The 16408-nt window shown below is 64.5% G+C and carries 16 protein-coding genes; 12 read left to right on the forward strand and 4 right to left on the reverse strand.

All coding sequences use genetic code 11. The features are described from left to right. Nucleotides 1–12: 12 nt before the first annotated feature. From OU800_RS09840 to OU800_RS09850, 3 genes are all read right to left on the reverse strand, one after another. Complete coding sequence (locus OU800_RS09840) at nucleotides 13–630, reverse strand: NAD(P)H-dependent oxidoreductase (RefSeq protein WP_268183339.1); 618 nt, start codon at nucleotides 628–630, stop codon at nucleotides 13–15. Continuing rightward, nucleotides 623–2017, reverse strand: a complete 1395-nt coding sequence (locus OU800_RS09845; protein WP_268183341.1) for a class II fumarate hydratase — start codon at nucleotides 2015–2017, stop codon at nucleotides 623–625. Before OU800_RS09845 ends, OU800_RS09840 begins: the two co-directional genes overlap by 8 nt. A 72-nt stretch (nucleotides 2018–2089) precedes the next feature. Continuing rightward, nucleotides 2090–3100: a DUF2804 domain-containing protein gene (locus OU800_RS09850; protein WP_268183343.1), complete on the reverse strand. Its 1011-nt coding sequence runs from the start codon at nucleotides 3098–3100 to the stop codon at nucleotides 2090–2092. A gap of 313 nt (nucleotides 3101–3413) precedes the next feature. Here OU800_RS09850 and OU800_RS09855 point away from each other — a divergent pair, with 313 nt between their 5' ends. From OU800_RS09855 to OU800_RS09875, 5 genes are all read left to right on the forward strand, one after another. Continuing rightward, nucleotides 3414–3854 carry a DUF2059 domain-containing protein gene (locus tag OU800_RS09855; RefSeq protein ID WP_442964771.1) on the forward strand — a complete coding sequence of 147 codons (441 nt, stop codon included), beginning with the start codon at nucleotides 3414–3416 and terminating at the stop codon, nucleotides 3852–3854. Between the two features lie 2 nt (nucleotides 3855–3856). After that, nucleotides 3857–4150 (forward strand): BolA family protein, encoded by a 294-nt coding sequence (locus tag OU800_RS09860; RefSeq protein WP_268183345.1) that lies wholly within the window; start codon nucleotides 3857–3859, stop codon nucleotides 4148–4150. Between the two features lie 379 nt (nucleotides 4151–4529). Then, entirely contained in the window at nucleotides 4530–5468 is a 939-nt protein-coding gene (trhO, locus tag OU800_RS09865; protein WP_268183347.1) for an oxygen-dependent tRNA uridine(34) hydroxylase TrhO, read from the forward strand. Nucleotides 5469–5470: 2 nt separating this feature from the next. Beyond that, on the forward strand, nucleotides 5471–6103 hold the full coding sequence (locus OU800_RS09870; RefSeq protein WP_268183349.1) for a DsbA family protein: 633 nt from the start codon (nucleotides 5471–5473) through the stop codon (nucleotides 6101–6103). Next, nucleotides 6096–7877, forward strand: a complete 1782-nt coding sequence (locus tag OU800_RS09875) for an ABC transporter ATP-binding protein (RefSeq protein WP_268183352.1) — start codon at nucleotides 6096–6098, stop codon at nucleotides 7875–7877. Before OU800_RS09870 ends, OU800_RS09875 begins: the two co-directional genes overlap by 8 nt. Before the next feature lie 100 nt (nucleotides 7878–7977). On the opposite strand, the gene OU800_RS09880 is transcribed toward OU800_RS09875, so the two are convergent. Continuing rightward, the gene (locus OU800_RS09880) at nucleotides 7978–8853 is read right to left on the reverse strand and encodes a LysR family transcriptional regulator (protein ID WP_268183354.1); all 876 of its coding nucleotides are present in this window, start codon (nucleotides 8851–8853) and stop codon (nucleotides 7978–7980) included. 94 nt (nucleotides 8854–8947) lie between these two features. Between OU800_RS09880 and OU800_RS09885 the strand changes: the two genes are divergently transcribed. From OU800_RS09885 to OU800_RS09915, 7 genes are all read left to right on the forward strand, one after another. Continuing rightward, the gene (locus OU800_RS09885; protein ID WP_268183355.1) at nucleotides 8948–9685 is read left to right on the forward strand and encodes a CTP synthase C-terminal region-related (seleno)protein; all 738 of its coding nucleotides are present in this window, start codon (nucleotides 8948–8950) and stop codon (nucleotides 9683–9685) included. Then, entirely contained in the window at nucleotides 9682–10008 is a 327-nt protein-coding gene (locus tag OU800_RS09890) for an antibiotic biosynthesis monooxygenase family protein (RefSeq protein WP_268183356.1), read from the forward strand. Before OU800_RS09885 ends, OU800_RS09890 begins: the two co-directional genes overlap by 4 nt. A 234-nt stretch (nucleotides 10009–10242) precedes the next feature. Beyond that, nucleotides 10243–11325, forward strand: coding sequence for a 4-hydroxyphenylpyruvate dioxygenase (gene hppD / locus OU800_RS09895; protein ID WP_268183358.1), 1083 nt, complete (start codon nucleotides 10243–10245; stop codon nucleotides 11323–11325). A gap of 4 nt (nucleotides 11326–11329) precedes the next feature. Continuing rightward, nucleotides 11330–12469, forward strand: a complete 1140-nt coding sequence (locus tag OU800_RS09900) for a homogentisate 1,2-dioxygenase (RefSeq protein WP_268183360.1) — start codon at nucleotides 11330–11332, stop codon at nucleotides 12467–12469. Between the two features lie 218 nt (nucleotides 12470–12687). Further along, nucleotides 12688–13671 (forward strand): fumarylacetoacetate hydrolase family protein, encoded by a 984-nt coding sequence (locus tag OU800_RS09905; RefSeq protein WP_268183362.1) that lies wholly within the window; start codon nucleotides 12688–12690, stop codon nucleotides 13669–13671. Nucleotides 13672–13758: 87 nt separating this feature from the next. Continuing rightward, nucleotides 13759–14409 (forward strand): maleylacetoacetate isomerase, encoded by a 651-nt coding sequence (gene maiA, locus OU800_RS09910; RefSeq protein WP_268183363.1) that lies wholly within the window; start codon nucleotides 13759–13761, stop codon nucleotides 14407–14409. A 91-nt stretch (nucleotides 14410–14500) separates the two neighbouring features. Beyond that, nucleotides 14501–15961 carry a sodium-dependent transporter gene (locus OU800_RS09915; RefSeq protein ID WP_268183364.1) on the forward strand — a complete coding sequence of 487 codons (1461 nt, stop codon included), beginning with the start codon at nucleotides 14501–14503 and terminating at the stop codon, nucleotides 15959–15961. Nucleotides 15962–16408 lie beyond the last annotated feature (447 nt).

Genomic DNA, 16408 nt, shown 5'->3' on the forward strand with positions numbered 1-16408 from the left:
ATTGCATCCGGGCTACGCCTTGCTGCCCAGTGTTTCGGCCTTGCGCAACCAGGCCTGGCGCTGCTCCTCGCTGGCCGGGCGCACCGGGGCGAACTCCGCCAGGCGCCGCGTCCTGATGCCGCAGAAACCGAGAATGGTGCGCACCATCTGTCGATGCGCCGGGGCGCCGTAGACCCAGCGGAAGTACCAGGGTGGCGTGTCCAAGGTCACCAGCAGATCGGCGCTGCGGCCGCTGAGCAGCTTGTCCCAGAGTTGTGAGCGGTTGCGGTACTTGAAGGCGAAGCCGGGTAGGAACACGCGGTCGAAGAAGCCCTTGAGCAAGGCCGGCACGCCACCCCACCACACCGGGTAGACGAACACCAGATGCTCGGCCCAGTGGATCAGGCGCTGGGCCTCCAGCAGGTCGGGTTCCAGGGGCTGGCTCTGTGCGTAGCCGTCATGCAGGATCGGGTCGAATTGCAGCTCGCCCAGGCGCAGTTGCCGCACCACATGGCCCTTGCTGCGCGCGCCCTGGCTGTAGGCCTCGGCCAGGGCGTGACACAGGCTGTTCTGCTTGGGTGTGCCGAGAATCAGCAGAATGCGCTTGCCATCACCCTCCAGCGGCGTTGCGCCGCTCTTGCCCTCACTCATGCCGCCCGGCTCCGAGCATGTCCTGTGGTCGTACCCATTGTTCAAATTCCTCTTCGTTGAGGTAGCCGAGCTGTAGTGCCGCCTGGCGCAGGGTACTGCCCTCGGCATAGGCCTTCTTGGCGATTTCCGCGGCCTTGTCGTAACCGATGTGCGGGTTGAGCGCGGTCACCAGCATCAGGCCGTTTTCCAGGTGCGCAGCCATCTTCGCAGCGTCTGGCTGCAGGTCGGCCACGCAGTGCTGCTGGAAGTTGCGGCAGCCATCGGCGAGCAGTCGGATCGACTGCAGCAGGTTATGGATGATCACCGGCTTGAACACGTTGAGCTGCAGGTGGCCCTGGCTGGCGGCGAAACCGATGGTGGCATCGTTGCCCAGCACCTGGCAGGCCAGCATCGACAGCGCCTCGCACTGGGTCGGGTTGACCTTGCCGGGCATGATCGAGCTGCCCGGCTCGTTGGCCGGCAGGCGTACCTCGGCGAAGCCGGCACGCGGCCCGGAGCCGAGCAGGCGCAGGTCGTTGGCCAGTTTCATCAGGGCCACGGCCAGGGTTTTCAGTGCGCCGGAGAGCTGCACCAGCGGCTCGTGGCCGGACAGTGCGGCGAACTTGTTCGCTGCGCTGGTCAGCGGCAGGCCGGTGAGCGCGGCCAGCTCGGCGGCGATGGCTTCGGCGAAACCGGCCGGGGCATTGAGGCCGGTGCCCACGGCGGTGCCACCCTGGGCCAGTTCGCAGACGGCGGGCAGGGCGGCACGAATGGCCGCTTCGGCATGGCCGAGCTGGGCGACGAAGGCGGACAGTTCCTGGCCGAAGGTGATCGGCGTGGCGTCCATCATGTGCGTGCGCCCGGTCTTGACCAGGTTGGCATGGCGCTGCGCCTGTTCCTGCAGGCCATCGCGCAGCTCCGCCAGTGCCGGCAGCAGGCAATGGCGTACACCCTGTGCGGCGGCGATGTGCATGGCGGTGGGGAAGCAGTCGTTGGAACTCTGCGCACGGTTGACGTGATCGTTGGGGTGCACCGGGCTCTTGCCGCCACGCTGGCCGCCGGCCAGCTCGTTGGCGCGACCGGCGATCACCTCGTTGACGTTCATGTTGCTCTGCGTGCCGCTGCCGGTCTGCCAGACCACCAGGGGGAACTGCGCGTCATGCTGGCCCTCGAGCACTTCGTCGGCGGCCTGCTCGATCAGCCGGGCGATATCTGCGGGCAGTTCACCGCTGCGGCTGTTGACCCGTGCGGCGGCCTTCTTGATCAGCGCCAGGGCGTGCAGCACGGCCAGCGGCATGCGCTCGGCGCCGATGGCGAAGTTGATCAGCGAGCGCTGGGTCTGCGCGCCCCAGTAGACGTCGGTGGGGACTTCGATGGGGCCGATGCTGTCGGTTTCGGTACGGCTCATGGCGTTCTCCTGGCTGTAGCAAGGTTGCTGGCAGTTTAGGTCGCGCCGTTGCGCACTGGTTCCACGCGTGCGTTACCAGCGGGCGTGAGTTTCGCCGAGCCAGCCCAGGGCGCCATCGACCGGCACGCGCTCGCCTTGTGGGCCGCGCAATAAGCCCTCGTAGTAGCCGAACCATTGCTGGGTGTCGGCATGGAAGGGGCCGAACCTGGGACGGGCGCGGTGTAACTGACGGGGCGTGAAGCTCAGATCCACCCGGCCATCGTCACTGTGTAACTGCCAGGGGGCCAGGGTGGTGGGCGCTGACTGGCTGATATGCAGCGGACTGTCCAGCGGCGACAGCTCGCCACCGAACCACAGGGCGTTCTCCGACAAGCCGCTGTACTCCAGCCAGCCCGCGCCGAAGTTGCCGGCGATACCGCCCGGCGCAGCGAAGGTGGCGCGCTGCCAGTAGCTGTTGAAGGGCCAGACGCCACGGCCAAAGTCGAGAGCGGCGAAGCTCTGGCCCGGCGTGCAGGCATAGTGACGCTGCCCCAGTTGCACACTACCGAGCGTCGGCATGCCGAGCTGCCGGCTACAGGCATGGAAGCCGCCATGGGCCAACGGGGTGACCAGGTTGAGCGACTCCAGGTGTGCCGGGCGCTGGATGTCCAGCGCCACTTGCAGCGCATGGCCGCCGATATCCGGGGCCGTAGCTGTCAGGCGCAGGCGGCCGGGGTGCTCATCGATGCGCAGTTGCAGCCGCGAATGCAGGAAGACATGACTTTCCTGGGGCAGGTCGGGCAGGTGGCAGCCCAGGCCGAAGGGGCGCAACTGGGTGTGGGCCACCGCCAGCCCACTTTCCAGGTCGAGGAAGTAGAGGGCGCCATAGCCGATGTAGTCGAGATCGGCCAGGGTCAGCGAGAGCATCCACTGCGGGTTGGTGATGCACCAGTGGTTCCAGCGCTTGCGTCGCCCGGGATGGCCGTGCAGCGCGCAATGCACTTGAGGCCGCGGTGACAGGCCGATGGCATCGGACAGCAAGCGGCCCTTGCGATCGCACAGGGGCTGGGGGGTGAAGGCTACGGGGGCGGCGAAACTGTTCATCGAGCACGTCCATGTGTGTGCGGGTCGGCAAGTGATTGCCGGATGGGGTCATTCGGTCAGATACCGAGCATGCCGATAACGCTTGAGCATGGGCAAGTGCTGGCAATTTGGCAATCGATCAATGGAGTACGCCAGTGCACGAAATCACTGTGCGCCGTTTCACAACCCTTATCGCTTGAGGGAAAACCGAGTTGGGCACAAAATGCCGTCACCACAGTCTATTCAGACTCATTCACCACAGTCGGAGCCTTTCATGCCCCGTTTCCACCAGTTGTGCGCCGCCTTCCTGCTCGCTGCCGGCTCGTCCCTGGCCATGGCCGATGCGGCCAGCCATGCCGCCGATGCCGAGCGTTTTCTCAAGCTGGCGCATGCCGACAAGCTGACCGTGCCGGTGTATGCCCAGGTACAGCAGATGTTCGCCCAGCGTTTCGCCCAGGCGCCGGATGGCAAGAAGGCGGTGCTGGAGAGCTACCAGGCCAAGGCCAATGCCGCGCTGGACAAGGCGGTCGGTTGGGACAAGCTGAAGCCGGACATGATCAAGCTCTACACCAGCAACTTCAGCGAGCAGGAACTCAAGGATCTGATCACCTTCTACCAGTCGCCACTGGGCCAGAAAGTGCTGCAGAAGATGCCGACCCTGACCGCGCAATCGGCGCAGATCACCCAGGGCAAGCTGGAGGCGGCCGTTCCTGAGGTGAACAAGCTGCTGGCGGACATGAGCAAAGATCTCGGTATCAAGCAACCCGCGGAGTGACGATGTCCAAGCAAGCCCTGATCGAGCAGGCCCTGGCCGCGCTGCAACCCGAGCACCTGCAGGTGCTGGACGAGAGCCACATGCACAGCCGCGGCCTGGAAACCCACTACAAGGCAGTGATCGTCAGCCCGGTATTCGCTGGCCTGAATGCGGTCAAGCGCCACCAGAAGGCCTATGCCACGGTGGGAGAGCTGATGAGCCAGATCCATGCCCTGGCGCTGCATACCTACACCCCCGAGGAGTGGGCGGCACAGGGCGTGGCACCGGCTTCGCCGACCTGCCGCGGCGGCCATTGATGTAGCCCGGATGCAATCCGGGGAAGTCCGGCGCCAGTTCCCGGATTGCATCCGGGCTACGTGACAGGCTGTCGCGTCTTGTCGCCGAGCTACCCCAGGCGGTTCGCTGCTTTGCTACAATCCCCCCGCGCCGGCTCAAGCCGGCGCTTTTATTTAGACTCTCGATCTAGCGAGCTAGAGCCATGCAAGGCGAAAACAGGCGAGGAAGCGCAGTGTACTTTGTACATGAGCATTACTCGTTTCACTCGCCCTTCGGGCCGTCCTCCGGACGTTCAGTGACTTGTCACTGTCCGAGCCTGTTTTTAACGCAGCAAGGCCGACGCGTAGCTGATCGAGACCCAGTCCGCCCTTTACGTGGGTGACTACTGAGAGACTATTCATGACCGACAAGATCGTCGTCGCGGCGCTGTACAAGTTCGTCTCCCTGCCGGACTATCAGGCGTTGCGCGAGCCTCTGCTGCAAACCCTCATCGACCATGGCATCAAGGGCACTCTGCTGCTCGCCGAGGAGGGCATCAATGGCACCGTTTCCGGCACCCGTGCGGGTATCGATGCGCTGCTCGCCTGGTTCCGCCAGGATGAGCGCCTGGCCGATATCGACCACAAGGAATCCTATTGCGATGAACAGCCGTTCTATCGCACCAAGGTCAAGCTGAAGAAGGAAATCGTCACCCTCGGCGTGCCGGGTGTCGATCCTAATCAGCGTGTCGGCACATACGTCGAGCCGCAGGACTGGAACGCCCTGATCAGCGATCCCGAGGTGCTATTGATCGACACGCGCAACGACTACGAGGTGGCCATTGGCACCTTCGAGGGCGCCATCGACCCCAAGACCAAGTCGTTCCGCGAGTTTCCCGAGTACATCAAGGCCCACTTCGACCCGAGCAAGCACAAGAAGGTGGCGATGTTCTGCACCGGCGGCATCCGCTGCGAAAAGGCCTCCAGCTACATGCTTGGAGAGGGCTTCGAGGAGGTCTATCACCTCAAGGGCGGCATCCTCAAGTACCTGGAGGAAGTGCCGCAGGAGCAGACCAAGTGGCGTGGCGATTGTTTCGTCTTCGACAACCGTGTGACCGTGCGCCACGACCTCTCCGAAGGCGACTACGATCAATGCCATGCCTGTCGCAACCCGATTTCCGTGGAAGACCGCCAGTCCGAGTTCTACAGCCCCGGCGTGAGCTGCCCGCACTGCCGGGATTCGCTGCCGGAGAAGACCCGCGAGAGCGCCCGTGAGCGGCAGAAGCAGATCGAACTGGCCCGTGCGCGCAACCAGCCGCATCCCATCGGCCGCGACCCCCGCCAACTGAACGAGGTGTGACCATGGCCAGCCGCCTGCTCTACGTGATGGATCCGATGTGCTCCTGGTGCTGGGGCTTCGCTCCGGTGGTCGAGGCGCTGGCCGAGCAGGCGGCGGCGGCCGGCGTGCCGCTGCAGATCGTGGTGGGTGGCCTGCGTCGCGATCAGGTGGCGGTCGATGCCGCTGCCAGGGTGCGTTACCTGGGCTACTGGCAGGCGGTCAACGCCAGTACCGGGCAGTTGTTCGACTTCGAGCGTGGCCTGCCGGAGGGACTGGTGTACGACACCGAGCCGGCCTGCCGCGCTCTGGTCACCGCGCGCAGCCTCGATGCCTCCAGCGCCTGGAGCCTGCTCAAGCTGATCCAGCAGGCCTTCTACACCGAGGGGGCCGATGTCACCCAGGCCAGCGTGCTGGCGCAACTGGCCGAGCGGGCCGGTATTCCGCGTATCGAATTCGCTGAGGCCTTCGACAGCCTGGCCATGCGCGAGGCCACCGCCGCGGACTTCACCTGGGTGCAGGATCTGGGCATCGCCGGCTTTCCCACCCTGTTGGCCGAGCGTGACGGCCAACTGGCGCTGCTGACCAATGGCTATCAGCCGCTCGAGGCGCTGGCACCGCTACTGGGGCGTTGGCTGGAGCGTGCTGCCAATGCCTGATCGGTTGAGCTGGGCAGAAGTCCGTCGCCTGGCCCTGCGTCACAAGAAAGCGCTGATCCTGGCCAATCTGGTGGCCGTACTGGCCACCCTGTGCAGCGTGCCGATTCCTCTGCTGTTGCCCTTGCTGGTGGACGAAGTGCTGCTCAAGGATGGCGACGCGGCGCTCAAGGTGATGGACAATTTCCTGCCGGCCGACTGGGAAACGGCAGCCGGCTATATCGGCCTGATGCTGTTTTTGACCTTGCTGTTACGCGGCTCGGCGCTGATCTTCAACGTATTGCAGGCGCGCCTGTTCGCCAGGCTGTCGAAGGACATCGTCTACCGCATTCGCATGCGCCTGATCGAGCGCCTCAAGCGCATTTCCCTCGGCGAATACGAAAGCCTCGGTGGCGGCACCGTGACCACCCACCTGGTTACCGATCTGGATACCCTGGACAAGTTCGTCGGCGAGACCCTGAGCCGCTTCCTGGTGGCCATGCTGACGCTGGTCGGCACCTCGGCCATTCTCATCTGGATGCACTGGAAGCTGGCGCTGCTGATTCTCTTGTTCAACCCGCTGGTGATCTACGCCACGGTGCAACTGGGCAAGCGCGTCAAGCATCTGAAGAAGCTGGAGAACGACAGCACCGGGCGCTTCACCCAGGCGCTGACCGAGACCCTCGATGCCATTCAGGAGGTGCGCGCCAGCAACCGCCAGGGGCATTTTCTCGGCCGCCTCGGTGCACGTGCGCGGGAGGTGCGCGACTACGCCGTGGCCTCGCAATGGAAGAGCGATGCCTCCAACCGCGCCAGCGGCCTGCTGTTCCAGTTCGGCATCGACGTGTTCCGCGCCGCGGCGATGCTCACCGTACTGTTCTCCGATCTGTCCATCGGGCAGATGCTCGCGGTGTTCAGCTACCTGTGGTTCATGATCGGCCCGGTGGAGCAACTGCTCAACCTGCAGTACGCCTTCTACGCCGCCGCTGGCGCGCTGACGCGCATCAACGAGCTGCTGGCGCGCCAGGACGAACCGCAGTACGCCGGGCGTGTCGACCCCTTCAAGGGGCGCGACACTGTGGGCATCGAGATCCAGGGGCTGACCTTCGCCTATGACGACGAGCCGGTGCTCGATCGCCTCGACCTGTCCATCGCGCCGGGCGAGAAGGTGGCCATAGTCGGCGCTTCCGGTGGCGGCAAGAGTACCCTGGTGCAGTTGCTGCTAGGGCTTTACACGGCCCAGGCCGGCACCATCCGCTTCGGCGGCAGCAGCCAGGAGGAGATCGGCCTGGACCGCGTGCGCGACAACGTCGCGGTGGTGCTGCAGCACCCGGCGCTGTTCAACGATACGGTGCGCGCCAATCTGTGCATGGGCCGCGAGCGCAGCGACGAGGCCTGCTGGCAGGCGCTGCGCATCGCCCAGCTATACGACACCATCGCGCTGCTGCCGCAGGGCCTGGACAGCGTGGTCGGGCGCAGTGGTGTGCGTTTGTCCGGTGGCCAGCGTCAGCGCCTGGCCATCGCCCGTATGGTGTTGGCCGAGCCCAAGGTGGTGATTCTCGACGAGGCCACCTCGGCGCTGGACGCTGCCACCGAGTACGCCCTGCATGAGGCTCTGGGGCGCTTTCTCGACGGGCGCACCACCCTGATCATCGCCCACCGCCTGAGCGCGGTGAAACAGGCCGACCGCGTGCTGGTATTCGATGGCGGCAGCATTGCCGAAGATGGCGACCACCAGCAACTGATCGCCGAAGGCGGCCTGTACGCCAAGCTCTACGGGCATTTGCAGCAGGGCTAGGGTGCGCTATGCGCACCGCCGCGATAAAGGTTGTTGGTGGCGTAGCCCGGATGCAATCCGGGAAGCGCCTCGCCACACCATTTCCCGGATTGCATCCGGGCTACCTGGCAGGCCTGTCCTGGCTCATCAAGGCTTCGCTCAATTCCTCGAACAGCGTCTGCACCGAGCGCAGGGCGCGGCAGTCGGGGCGAGTCAGCAGCCATAGTTCGGTGTCGCAGCCGGCCAGCGGCGCGCTGAGCGCCCGCAGGTCGGGTTGGCTGCGCAGGACGAAGTCGGGCAGGGCGGCCACGCCGAGCCCGGCGCGGGCCAGTTGCGCCACGGCGTACATGCTGCTGCAGCGGTAACTGGGGGTGACACTCGGCATCTCGCGTTGGCGCCAGAGCACTGTGGCGTGATCCGGCATCGATTCGTCCGGGGCGATCCAGCTCTGTCGCGGTAGGTCGCTGCGATCCTGGCCGTCGTCGCGCGCGCAGACCAGGTAGGACACCCTGGCCAGGCGCCGGCCGACCAGGTGTTCCGGCGGCTGATTGGTCAGGCGCAGGGCCAGGTCGGCATCACGCCGGCTGAGGTTGGCGAAGTCGTTGGAGGTCACCAGCTCCAGCGACAATGCCGGGTAGCTGGGCATGAAGCGCGCCAGTGCCGGCAGCAGCAGACTGCTCAACACCGCGTCGGTACAGGTCAGGCGCACCGTACCGCTGACCACCTGTTTGCCCAGCTCCAGGGCCACGCGCGCAGCCTCCAGCGCTTGTTCGGCACGCTCGGCCTGCTCGGCCAGGGCGCGTGCGGCTTCGCTTGGCTCGTAGCCGCGCCGGCTCTTCTCGAACAAGGCTACCCCCAGCGCCGCCTCCAGGCGGCGCACGGCGCGGAACACGGTGGAAACGTCCACCTGCAGCAGTTCGGCGGCCCGCGCCAGGGAGCGGCCACGCACCAGAGCGAGTACCAGTGAAAGGTCGGCGTGGTCGATCTGATATTGCATGAGTGCAAGCTCTACTTGCCTATTCGCCAATTATCATTGCGTTAGCGCCATCTTATAGTGCCAGGCAGACCGCCATGCAAGAGGGCCAGCAACCATGTACAGCAAATGTCGAGTCAAGGTCGCCCTGGTGGGTGACTACAATACGGCGATCACTGCGCACCGCGCCATTCCCGAGGCTCTGGATCTGGCCAGCGAGGCGCTGGGCGTGGCGGTCGAATACCACTGGCTGGGCACCGAGCGCATTCTCGATGACGCGAGCTTGCTGGCCTACGATGGCATCTGGTGCGTACCGGGCAGCCCCTATGCCGCCACCGAAGGCGCGTTGCGCGCTATCCGCTTCGCCCGCGAGCAGGGCGTGCCATTTCTCGGCACCTGTGGCGGCTTCCAGCACGCGCTGCTGGAGTATGCGCGTAACCGCCTGGGTTGGACGGATGCCGAGCACGCCGAGTTGTCACCACAGGCACAGACTCCGCTGATCGCGCCGCTGGCCTGTGCTCTGCAGGACGTCAGTGAGCGTGTGCACCTGGTATCGGGCTCGCGTATCGCCGAGCTGTATGGCGTACGCGAGATCAGCGAGCAGTACCTGTGCCGTTATGGCCTCGATGATGCTTTCGTCGAGCCGTTGATGGTCCAGGCGTTGAAGGCCTCCGGGCACGATGAGGCCGGTGCCGTGCGTGCCATCGAACTTGAGGATCATCCCTTCTTCATCGCCACCCTGTTCCAGCCTGAACGCGCTGCTCTGGAAGGGCGCTTACCGCCGCTGGTCGCAGGCCTGGTCGGCGCTTGCGCGGTGCAGTCGGTGCACGAGGCGCAGCAGGACGCGGTGGCATGATCGCCGCGACGCCGCAGCCGCCTTACTACGTGGTGATCTTCACCTCGGTACGCACCGAGGTGGACGCCGCCTACGCCGAAGCGGCGCAGCGCATGCTGGAGCTGGCCGCGCAGCAGCCTGGGTTTCTGGGTGTGGAGTCGGCGCGCAGCGACGGCCTGGGTATCACCCTGTCCTATTGGCAGAGCGAGGAGGCCATCCTTGCCTGGCGCGAGCATGCCGAGCACAGCGCCGTGCGCGAACGCGGGCGGGCCGAATGGTATGCCGCCTGTACAACCCGTGTGGCCAAGGTGGAGCGAGCCTACGGTTTTCAGCGCTCGGTGTGAGAGCAAGCGGCAAGGGTATCAACCAGGGTGTAAGGAAATATTTACGAATGCCGGGGTTTTGCATGCCAAGCGCTTGGCCTTGCAGGCTGTGTAAGGAAAATTTGCCACTTCTGCAGCGAATCCCTGCGCCCAGGTGTCGCACCCCATCTTGAGAGCGGCTCTGCGCTCGGTTGTCATGAGGTTGTCCGCAACGCATTCGTGCGCTTGCCATAACAATGACAATCAGGAGGCGAGATGAACGCCGTGGCCAAGATCGAGCAGCACAACCCCATCGGAACCGACGGTTTCGAGTTCGTCGAATTTACCGCACCGAGCGCCGAAGGCATCGAGCAACTGCGCCAGTTGTTCACCGCCATGGGTTTCACCGAAACCGCCAAGCACCGCTCGAAAGAGGTGTGGCTGTTCCAGCAGAACGATATCAATATCGTGCTCAACGGCAGCCCCAGCGGGCACGTGCGTGCCTTCGGCGAGAAGCATGGCCCCAGCGCCTGCGCCATGGCCTTCCGGGTCAGGAACGCCGCCCAGGCCGCCGCCTACGTCGAACAACAGGGCGCTACTCTGGTGGGCAGCCACGCCAACTTCGGCGAGCTGAACATCCCGTGTGTCGAAGGCATCGGCGGCTCCCTGCTGTATCTGGTCGACCGCTATGGCGACAAGAGCATCTACGACGTCGACTTCGAGTACATCGAAGGCCGCAGCCCCAATGACAATGCCGTCGGCCTGCAGTGCATCGACCACCTGACCCACAACGTGCGCCGCGGGCAGATGGACGTCTGGTCGGGCTTCTACGAGCGCATCGCCAATTTTCGCGAGATCCGCTACTTCGATATCGAAGGCAAGCTCACCGGCCTGTTCTCCCGCGCCATGACCGCGCCGTGCGGCAAGATCCGCATCCCGATCAACGAGTCGGCCGATGACAAATCGCAGATCGAGGAATTCATCCGCGAATACCACGGCGAGGGTATCCAGCACATCGCCCTGTCCACCGACGACATCTACGCCACCGTGCGTCAGTTGCGCGCCAACGGCGTGGACTTCATGACCACCCCGGACACCTACTACGAGAAGGTCGACAGCCGTGTTGCCGGCCATGGCGAGCCGCTCGATCAACTGCGTGAACTGAACATCCTGATCGATGGTGCGCCGGGCGATGACGGCATCCTGCTGCAGATCTTCACCAATACGGTGATCGGCCCGATCTTCTTCGAGATCATCCAGCGCAAGGGCAACCAGGGCTTTGGCGAGGGCAACTTCAAGGCCCTGTTTGAATCCATCGAGGAAGACCAACTGCGTCGCGGTGTGATCTCCGAGGAGTGATGCCATGAGCCGTCAATGGATCCGCTTTCCCCTGCGTGAAGGCGAGTGCTCGCGCCAGGCGCACTGCGACCTGCCGCTGGGCACCTACGAGCGCGAAATGGGCCGCGAGGGTTTCTTCGGCCCCACCGCGCATCTTCACCACAAGCATCCGCCCACCGGCTGGATCGACTGGGAAGGCCCGCTGCGCCCGCATGCCTTCAACTTCAACGACATCCCCAGCGAGCGCGACTGCCCGCTGGCGGCGCCGCTGACCTTGCACAATGCCGACGTCAAGCTGCGCGTCTGGCGCACCCATGGCGCCATGCGCCATCTGGTGCGCAATGCCGATGGCGACGAGCTGCTGTTCGTCCACGAGGGGGCAGGGCACCTGTACTGCGATTTCGGTCATCTGGAATACCGCGACGGCGACTACCTGCTGATCCCGCGCGGCACCGCCTGGCGTATCGAGGCCAGCACACCGAGCTATTTCCTGCTGATCGAGAACTCAGACGGTGCCTACCAGTTGCCGGACAAGGGCCTGCTCGGCCCACAGGCGATCTTCGACCTGGCAGTGCTGGAGCATCCGCACATCGATGACGCCTTCAAGGCGCAGCAGGACGAAAACACCTGGCAGATCCGAATCAAGCGGCGCGGCCAGATCAGCACCGTGACCTACCCCTACAACCCGCTGGACGTGGTTGGCTGGCACGGCGACAACACCGTGGTGCGCCTGAACTGGCGCGACATTCGCCCGCTGATCAGCCATCGCTACCACCTGCCGCCGTCGGTGCACACCACCTTCGTCGCCAATGGCTTCGTGGTCTGCACCTTCACCCCGCGCCCGGTGGAATCCGACCCCGGCGCGCTCAAGGTGCCGTTCTTCCACAACAACGATGACTACGACGAAGTGCTGTTCTACCACCGCGGCAACTTCTTCAGCCGCGACAACATCGAGCAGGGCATGGTCACCCTGCATCCGTGCGGCTTCCCCCATGGGCCGCACCCCAAGGCGCTGAAGAAGAGCCAGGAGGATCCAGCCACCTTCATCGACGAGGTGGCTGTGATGATCGACACCCGGCGCGCCCTGGAAGTGAGCGATGCCGCTGCTGCGGTGGACGTGGCCGAGTACGTCAACTCCTGGCGCGCGCCGGGTACACAAGCTTAAGGGCGGGCACCAATAGTCCCCTCTCCCCCTCGGGGAGAGGGTTAGGGAGAGGGGGCTGGCAATACACCCTCTCCCCCGGCCCCCGCTTTGCGCCCCAGCCCTTCGCAGAGCTCAGGGCGCTACAGCGGGCGAAGCAGTGCTTCGCTTTTTCCGCTTCCGCCCCACAAGTGGGAGAGGGGAGAACAGCCCGCACCCGAACAGACGAATAGGTAGAAACCATGAAACTCGCATCACTGAATCAAGGCCGCGATGGCGTGCTGATTGTCGTGTCCCGCGATCTGACCCGCGCCGTGTGCGTGCCGCAGATCGCTTTCACCCTGCAGGCCGCGCTGGACGACTGGGCCGTCACCCGGCCGAAACTGGAGGCGATCTACCAGCGCCTCAACGACGGTCTGCTCGATGACGCCTTCGCTTTCGACCAAACGACCTGTCACAGCCCCTTGCCGCGTGCCTATCACTGGGCTGACGGCAGTGCCTACGTCAACCACGTCGAGCTGGTGCGCAAGGCGCGCGGCGCCGAGATGCCGGAATCCTTCTGGCATGACCCGCTGATGTACCAGGGCGGCGCCGATGCCTTTATCCCGCCGCACGCCCCGATCCGCCTGGCCGACGAGGCCTGGGGCATCGACCTGGAGGCAGAGCTGGCGGTGATCACCGACGACGTGCCCATGGGCGCCACGCCAGCCGAAGCGGCCGGTCATATACGCCTGCTGATGCTGGTCAACGACGTGTCGCTGCGCAACCTGATCCCCGGCGAACTGGCCAAGGGCTTCGGCTTCTACCAGAGCAAGCCATCGTCGAGCTTTTCGCCGCTGGCCATCACCCCGGACGAACTGGGCGAGAGCTGGAAGGATGGCAAGGTGCACCGGCCACTGGTGTCGCATATCAACGGCGAATTGTTCGGCCAGCCGGATGCCGGCGTGGACATGACCTTCAATTTCCCGACCCTGGTGGCCCACGCCGCCAAGACCCGGCCGCTGGGCGCTGGCAGCATCATCGGTTCTGGCACCGTTTCCAACTACGACCGCAGCGCCGGCTCCTCCTGCCTGGCGGAAAAACGCATGCTGGAGATCGTCGAGCAGGGCGAGGCGAAGACGCCATTCCTCAAGTTCGGCGACCGGGTGCGTATCGAGATGTTCGACGCGGCTGGCCAGAGCCTGTTCGGTTCCATCGATCAGGTGGTGGAACGCTATGAGCCATAAGCTGCAAGCCACAAGCTGCAAGCGGTGTGCGCACAGGCTTTTGCTTGAGGCTTGTCGCTTGCAGCTTGCCGCTGGAGGCACAGCCTCATGCTGAAACTCTATGGCTACTGGCGCTCCAGCGCCGCCTACCGGGTGCGTATCGCCCTGAACCTCAAGGGCCTGGCTTACCAGCAGGTGCCGGTGCATCTGGTCAAGGATGGTGGGCAGCAGCACGGCGCCGACTACCGCGCGCTGAACCCGCAGCAGTTGCTGCCGCTGCTGGTGGACGAAGAAAACGGCGGCGTGCGCATCCCCCAGTCGCTGGCGATCCTCGAATACCTGGAAGAAATCTTCCCGGTGCCGGCGCTATTGCCGGCCGACCCGGCCGAGCGTGCCCAGGTGCGGGCGCTGGCACTGCATATCGCCTGCGATGTGCATCCGCTGAACAATCTGCGCGTGCTGCAGTACCTGGCCAGCGAACTGGGCGCCTCCGACGAGGCGAAGAACGCCTGGTACCGCCATTGGGTCGCGCTCGGTCTGGCTGCGGTGGAGGAGGGCCTGGCCGCATTCGACGGGCGCCTGTCGCTCGGTCAGCGACCTGGATATCTGGAAGCCTGCTTGATTCCGCAACTGTATAATGCGCGGCGTTTTAACTGTGACCTTGCCGCGTACCCACGCATCGTCGCCATGGCGGCGCGCTGTGAACCCCTGGAGGCCTTCCGACTGGCCGCGCCGGAGGTGCAAGCCGACGCCCAGTGACACCCCCGGCTTTCATCCAAGCCTTGCATTCCGCTGCGCCACGAGCGCGGCGGGTTCGATTCCGTCACAGATAAAAACAAGCAGGTGACGCATGACCCGTGAAAAACCCAAGAACCTCTGGCTCTCGCGCTGGGGCTTCATCCTCGCTGCAACCGGCTCGGCCGTCGGCCTGGGCAATATCTGGAAATTCCCCTATATCACTGGCGAGTACGGTGGCGGCGCCTTCGTGCTGATGTACCTGGCGTGCATCCTGGCCATCGGTATTCCGGTGATGATGACCGAGATCGCCGTCGGCCGCCGTGGTCGCGGCAGCCCCATCGACGCCATCGGCCGCGTGGTTCGCGAGAACGGCGGCAACCCGGCGTGGAAGGCAGTGGGCGGCATGGCCATGCTCGCCGGTTTCATGATCCTGTGCTTCTACGTGGTCGTCGCCGGCTGGGCCTTCGCTTACACCTGGAAGATGCTCGACGGTTCGCTGACAGCCACCAGCGTCGAGGCGCTTGGCGGGGTGTTCGAGGCGCACAACGCCAACCCCTGGCAACTGGGTGGCTGGAGCGTGTTGGTGGCGCTGCTGACCCTGTGGATCGTGGCCAAGGGTGTGCAGAAGGGCATCGAGAACGCTGTGCGCTGGATGATGCCGGGGTTGGCGCTGATGCTCGTGGCGCTGGTCGGTTATGCCCTGAGCAGTGGCAGCTTCGATGCCGGTTTCGCCTTCCTCTTTCACTTCGACGCCTCGAAGATCACCGGCGAGGCGCTGCTGGCGGCGTTGGGCCATGCCTTCTTCACCCTCAGCCTGGCTTCCGGTGCCATCCTCACCTATGGCTCCTACATTCCCGATGGCCAGTCCATCGCCCGTACCACCTTCATGGTGGCCATCTGTGACACCCTGGTGGCGTTGCTGGCTGGCCTGGCGATCTTCCCGATCATCTTCGCCAACGGCATGAGCCCCAGTGCCGGGCCGGGGCTGATCTTCATGAGCCTGCCGCTGGCCTTCCAGCAGATGCCCTTCGGCACGGTGTTCGGCGTGCTGTTCTTCGCCATGGTGTCGATCGCCGCGCTCACTTCGGCGATCTCGATGATCGAAGCCACCGTGGCCTACCTGAACGAGAAGCACGGCATCAGCCGTCTACGCGCGGCCATCGGTGCAGGCGCGGTGCTGCTGGTGATCAGCCTGCTGGCGATGCTCTCGTTCAACCTGATGGCGGGCTGGACGCCGCTGGGCAAGAATTTCTTCGACTGGCTGGATTACCTGACCTCGCGCTGGATGATGCCGCTGGGTGGCATTTTCATGGTGGTGCTGGCCGGCTATGCACTGCGCAGCGAGATCATGCGTGACGAGCTGAACCTGCCACCGGCTGGCTATGCCTTGTGGTTGTTCATGGTGCGCTACGTCAGCCCGGTGCTGATTCTGGTGGTGTTCCTGCACGCCCTGGGCTGGCTGCTGTTCGACCCGGTGGCGCAGTGGTACTGGATCGCCGGCGCCATCGGCCTGCTGGCAATTGCCGGTGAGCTGACCAGCCCTCGAGTACTGAGCAATCTGGCCAGCCGCTGAGTGGCAGAAGGTGAGAACACAGAGCGCAGCTTCGGCTGCGCTTTTTTTTGCGCTCCGTAACTATCTTGACGGCGGAAAACCGCCAGGCGCTGGTGAGCCGTGAGCGAATTGTTGCCGGTGGGCAGTGCTGGGCAGGTGCGAGGCCATCGTCGACTCATGCGTGCTGAGTTGCTGCCGATATCCAAATGACGGGCATCCCTCATGTCTGGCGCAAGGCTTGCTTTGGCAAACCTTTGGCCTCCTCGACGAGGCCTCACCAGAATAAAAAGAGTCTTGGAGTTTTTTATGTTAGAGCCTGCCGTTCGCCTGTTGGCCAATCTTTCCGTTGGCAAGAAACTGATCTGTGGCTTTGGCCTGGTACTGCTGCTTACCGCTGCCATGACGGGTATCGGTTTTCTCGCCGTGCAGGCCGTGCTGCAAGGGCATCATCAGGTCGGGCAATTGGCC

Source organism: Pseudomonas sp. GOM7, assembly GCF_026723825.1.
Classification (GTDB): Bacteria; Pseudomonadota; Gammaproteobacteria; order Pseudomonadales; family Pseudomonadaceae; genus Aquipseudomonas.

Bases quoted from the DNA above. Each gene is read 5' to 3' on its own strand.
- OU800_RS09845 (WP_268183341.1), bottom strand. From the start codon at position 2,017: ATGAGCCGTACCGAAACCGACAGCATCGGCCCCATCGAAGTCCCCACC.
- hppD (WP_268183358.1), top strand. From the start codon at position 10,243: ATGAACGCCGTGGCCAAGATCGAGCAGCACAACCCCATCGGAACCGAC.
- OU800_RS09885 (WP_268183355.1), top strand. From the start codon at position 8,948: ATGTACAGCAAATGTCGAGTCAAGGTCGCCCTGGTGGGTGACTACAAT.
- OU800_RS09860 (WP_268183345.1), top strand. From the start codon at position 3,857: ATGTCCAAGCAAGCCCTGATCGAGCAGGCCCTGGCCGCGCTGCAACCC.
- maiA (WP_268183363.1), top strand. From the start codon at position 13,759: ATGCTGAAACTCTATGGCTACTGGCGCTCCAGCGCCGCCTACCGGGTG.
- OU800_RS09890 (WP_268183356.1), top strand. From the start codon at position 9,682: ATGATCGCCGCGACGCCGCAGCCGCCTTACTACGTGGTGATCTTCACC.
- OU800_RS09875 (WP_268183352.1), top strand. From the start codon at position 6,096: ATGCCTGATCGGTTGAGCTGGGCAGAAGTCCGTCGCCTGGCCCTGCGT.
- OU800_RS09870 (WP_268183349.1), top strand. From the start codon at position 5,471: ATGGCCAGCCGCCTGCTCTACGTGATGGATCCGATGTGCTCCTGGTGC.
- trhO (WP_268183347.1), top strand. From the start codon at position 4,530: ATGACCGACAAGATCGTCGTCGCGGCGCTGTACAAGTTCGTCTCCCTG.
- OU800_RS09900 (WP_268183360.1), top strand. From the start codon at position 11,330: ATGAGCCGTCAATGGATCCGCTTTCCCCTGCGTGAAGGCGAGTGCTCG.
- OU800_RS09905 (WP_268183362.1), top strand. From the start codon at position 12,688: ATGAAACTCGCATCACTGAATCAAGGCCGCGATGGCGTGCTGATTGTC.
- OU800_RS09855 (WP_442964771.1), top strand. From the start codon at position 3,414: ATGGCCGATGCGGCCAGCCATGCCGCCGATGCCGAGCGTTTTCTCAAG.
- OU800_RS09840 (WP_268183339.1), bottom strand. From the start codon at position 630: ATGAGTGAGGGCAAGAGCGGCGCAACGCCGCTGGAGGGTGATGGCAAG.
- OU800_RS09915 (WP_268183364.1), top strand. From the start codon at position 14,501: ATGACCCGTGAAAAACCCAAGAACCTCTGGCTCTCGCGCTGGGGCTTC.
- OU800_RS09850 (WP_268183343.1), bottom strand. From the start codon at position 3,100: ATGAACAGTTTCGCCGCCCCCGTAGCCTTCACCCCCCAGCCCCTGTGC.
- OU800_RS09880 (WP_268183354.1), bottom strand. From the start codon at position 8,853: ATGCAATATCAGATCGACCACGCCGACCTTTCACTGGTACTCGCTCTG.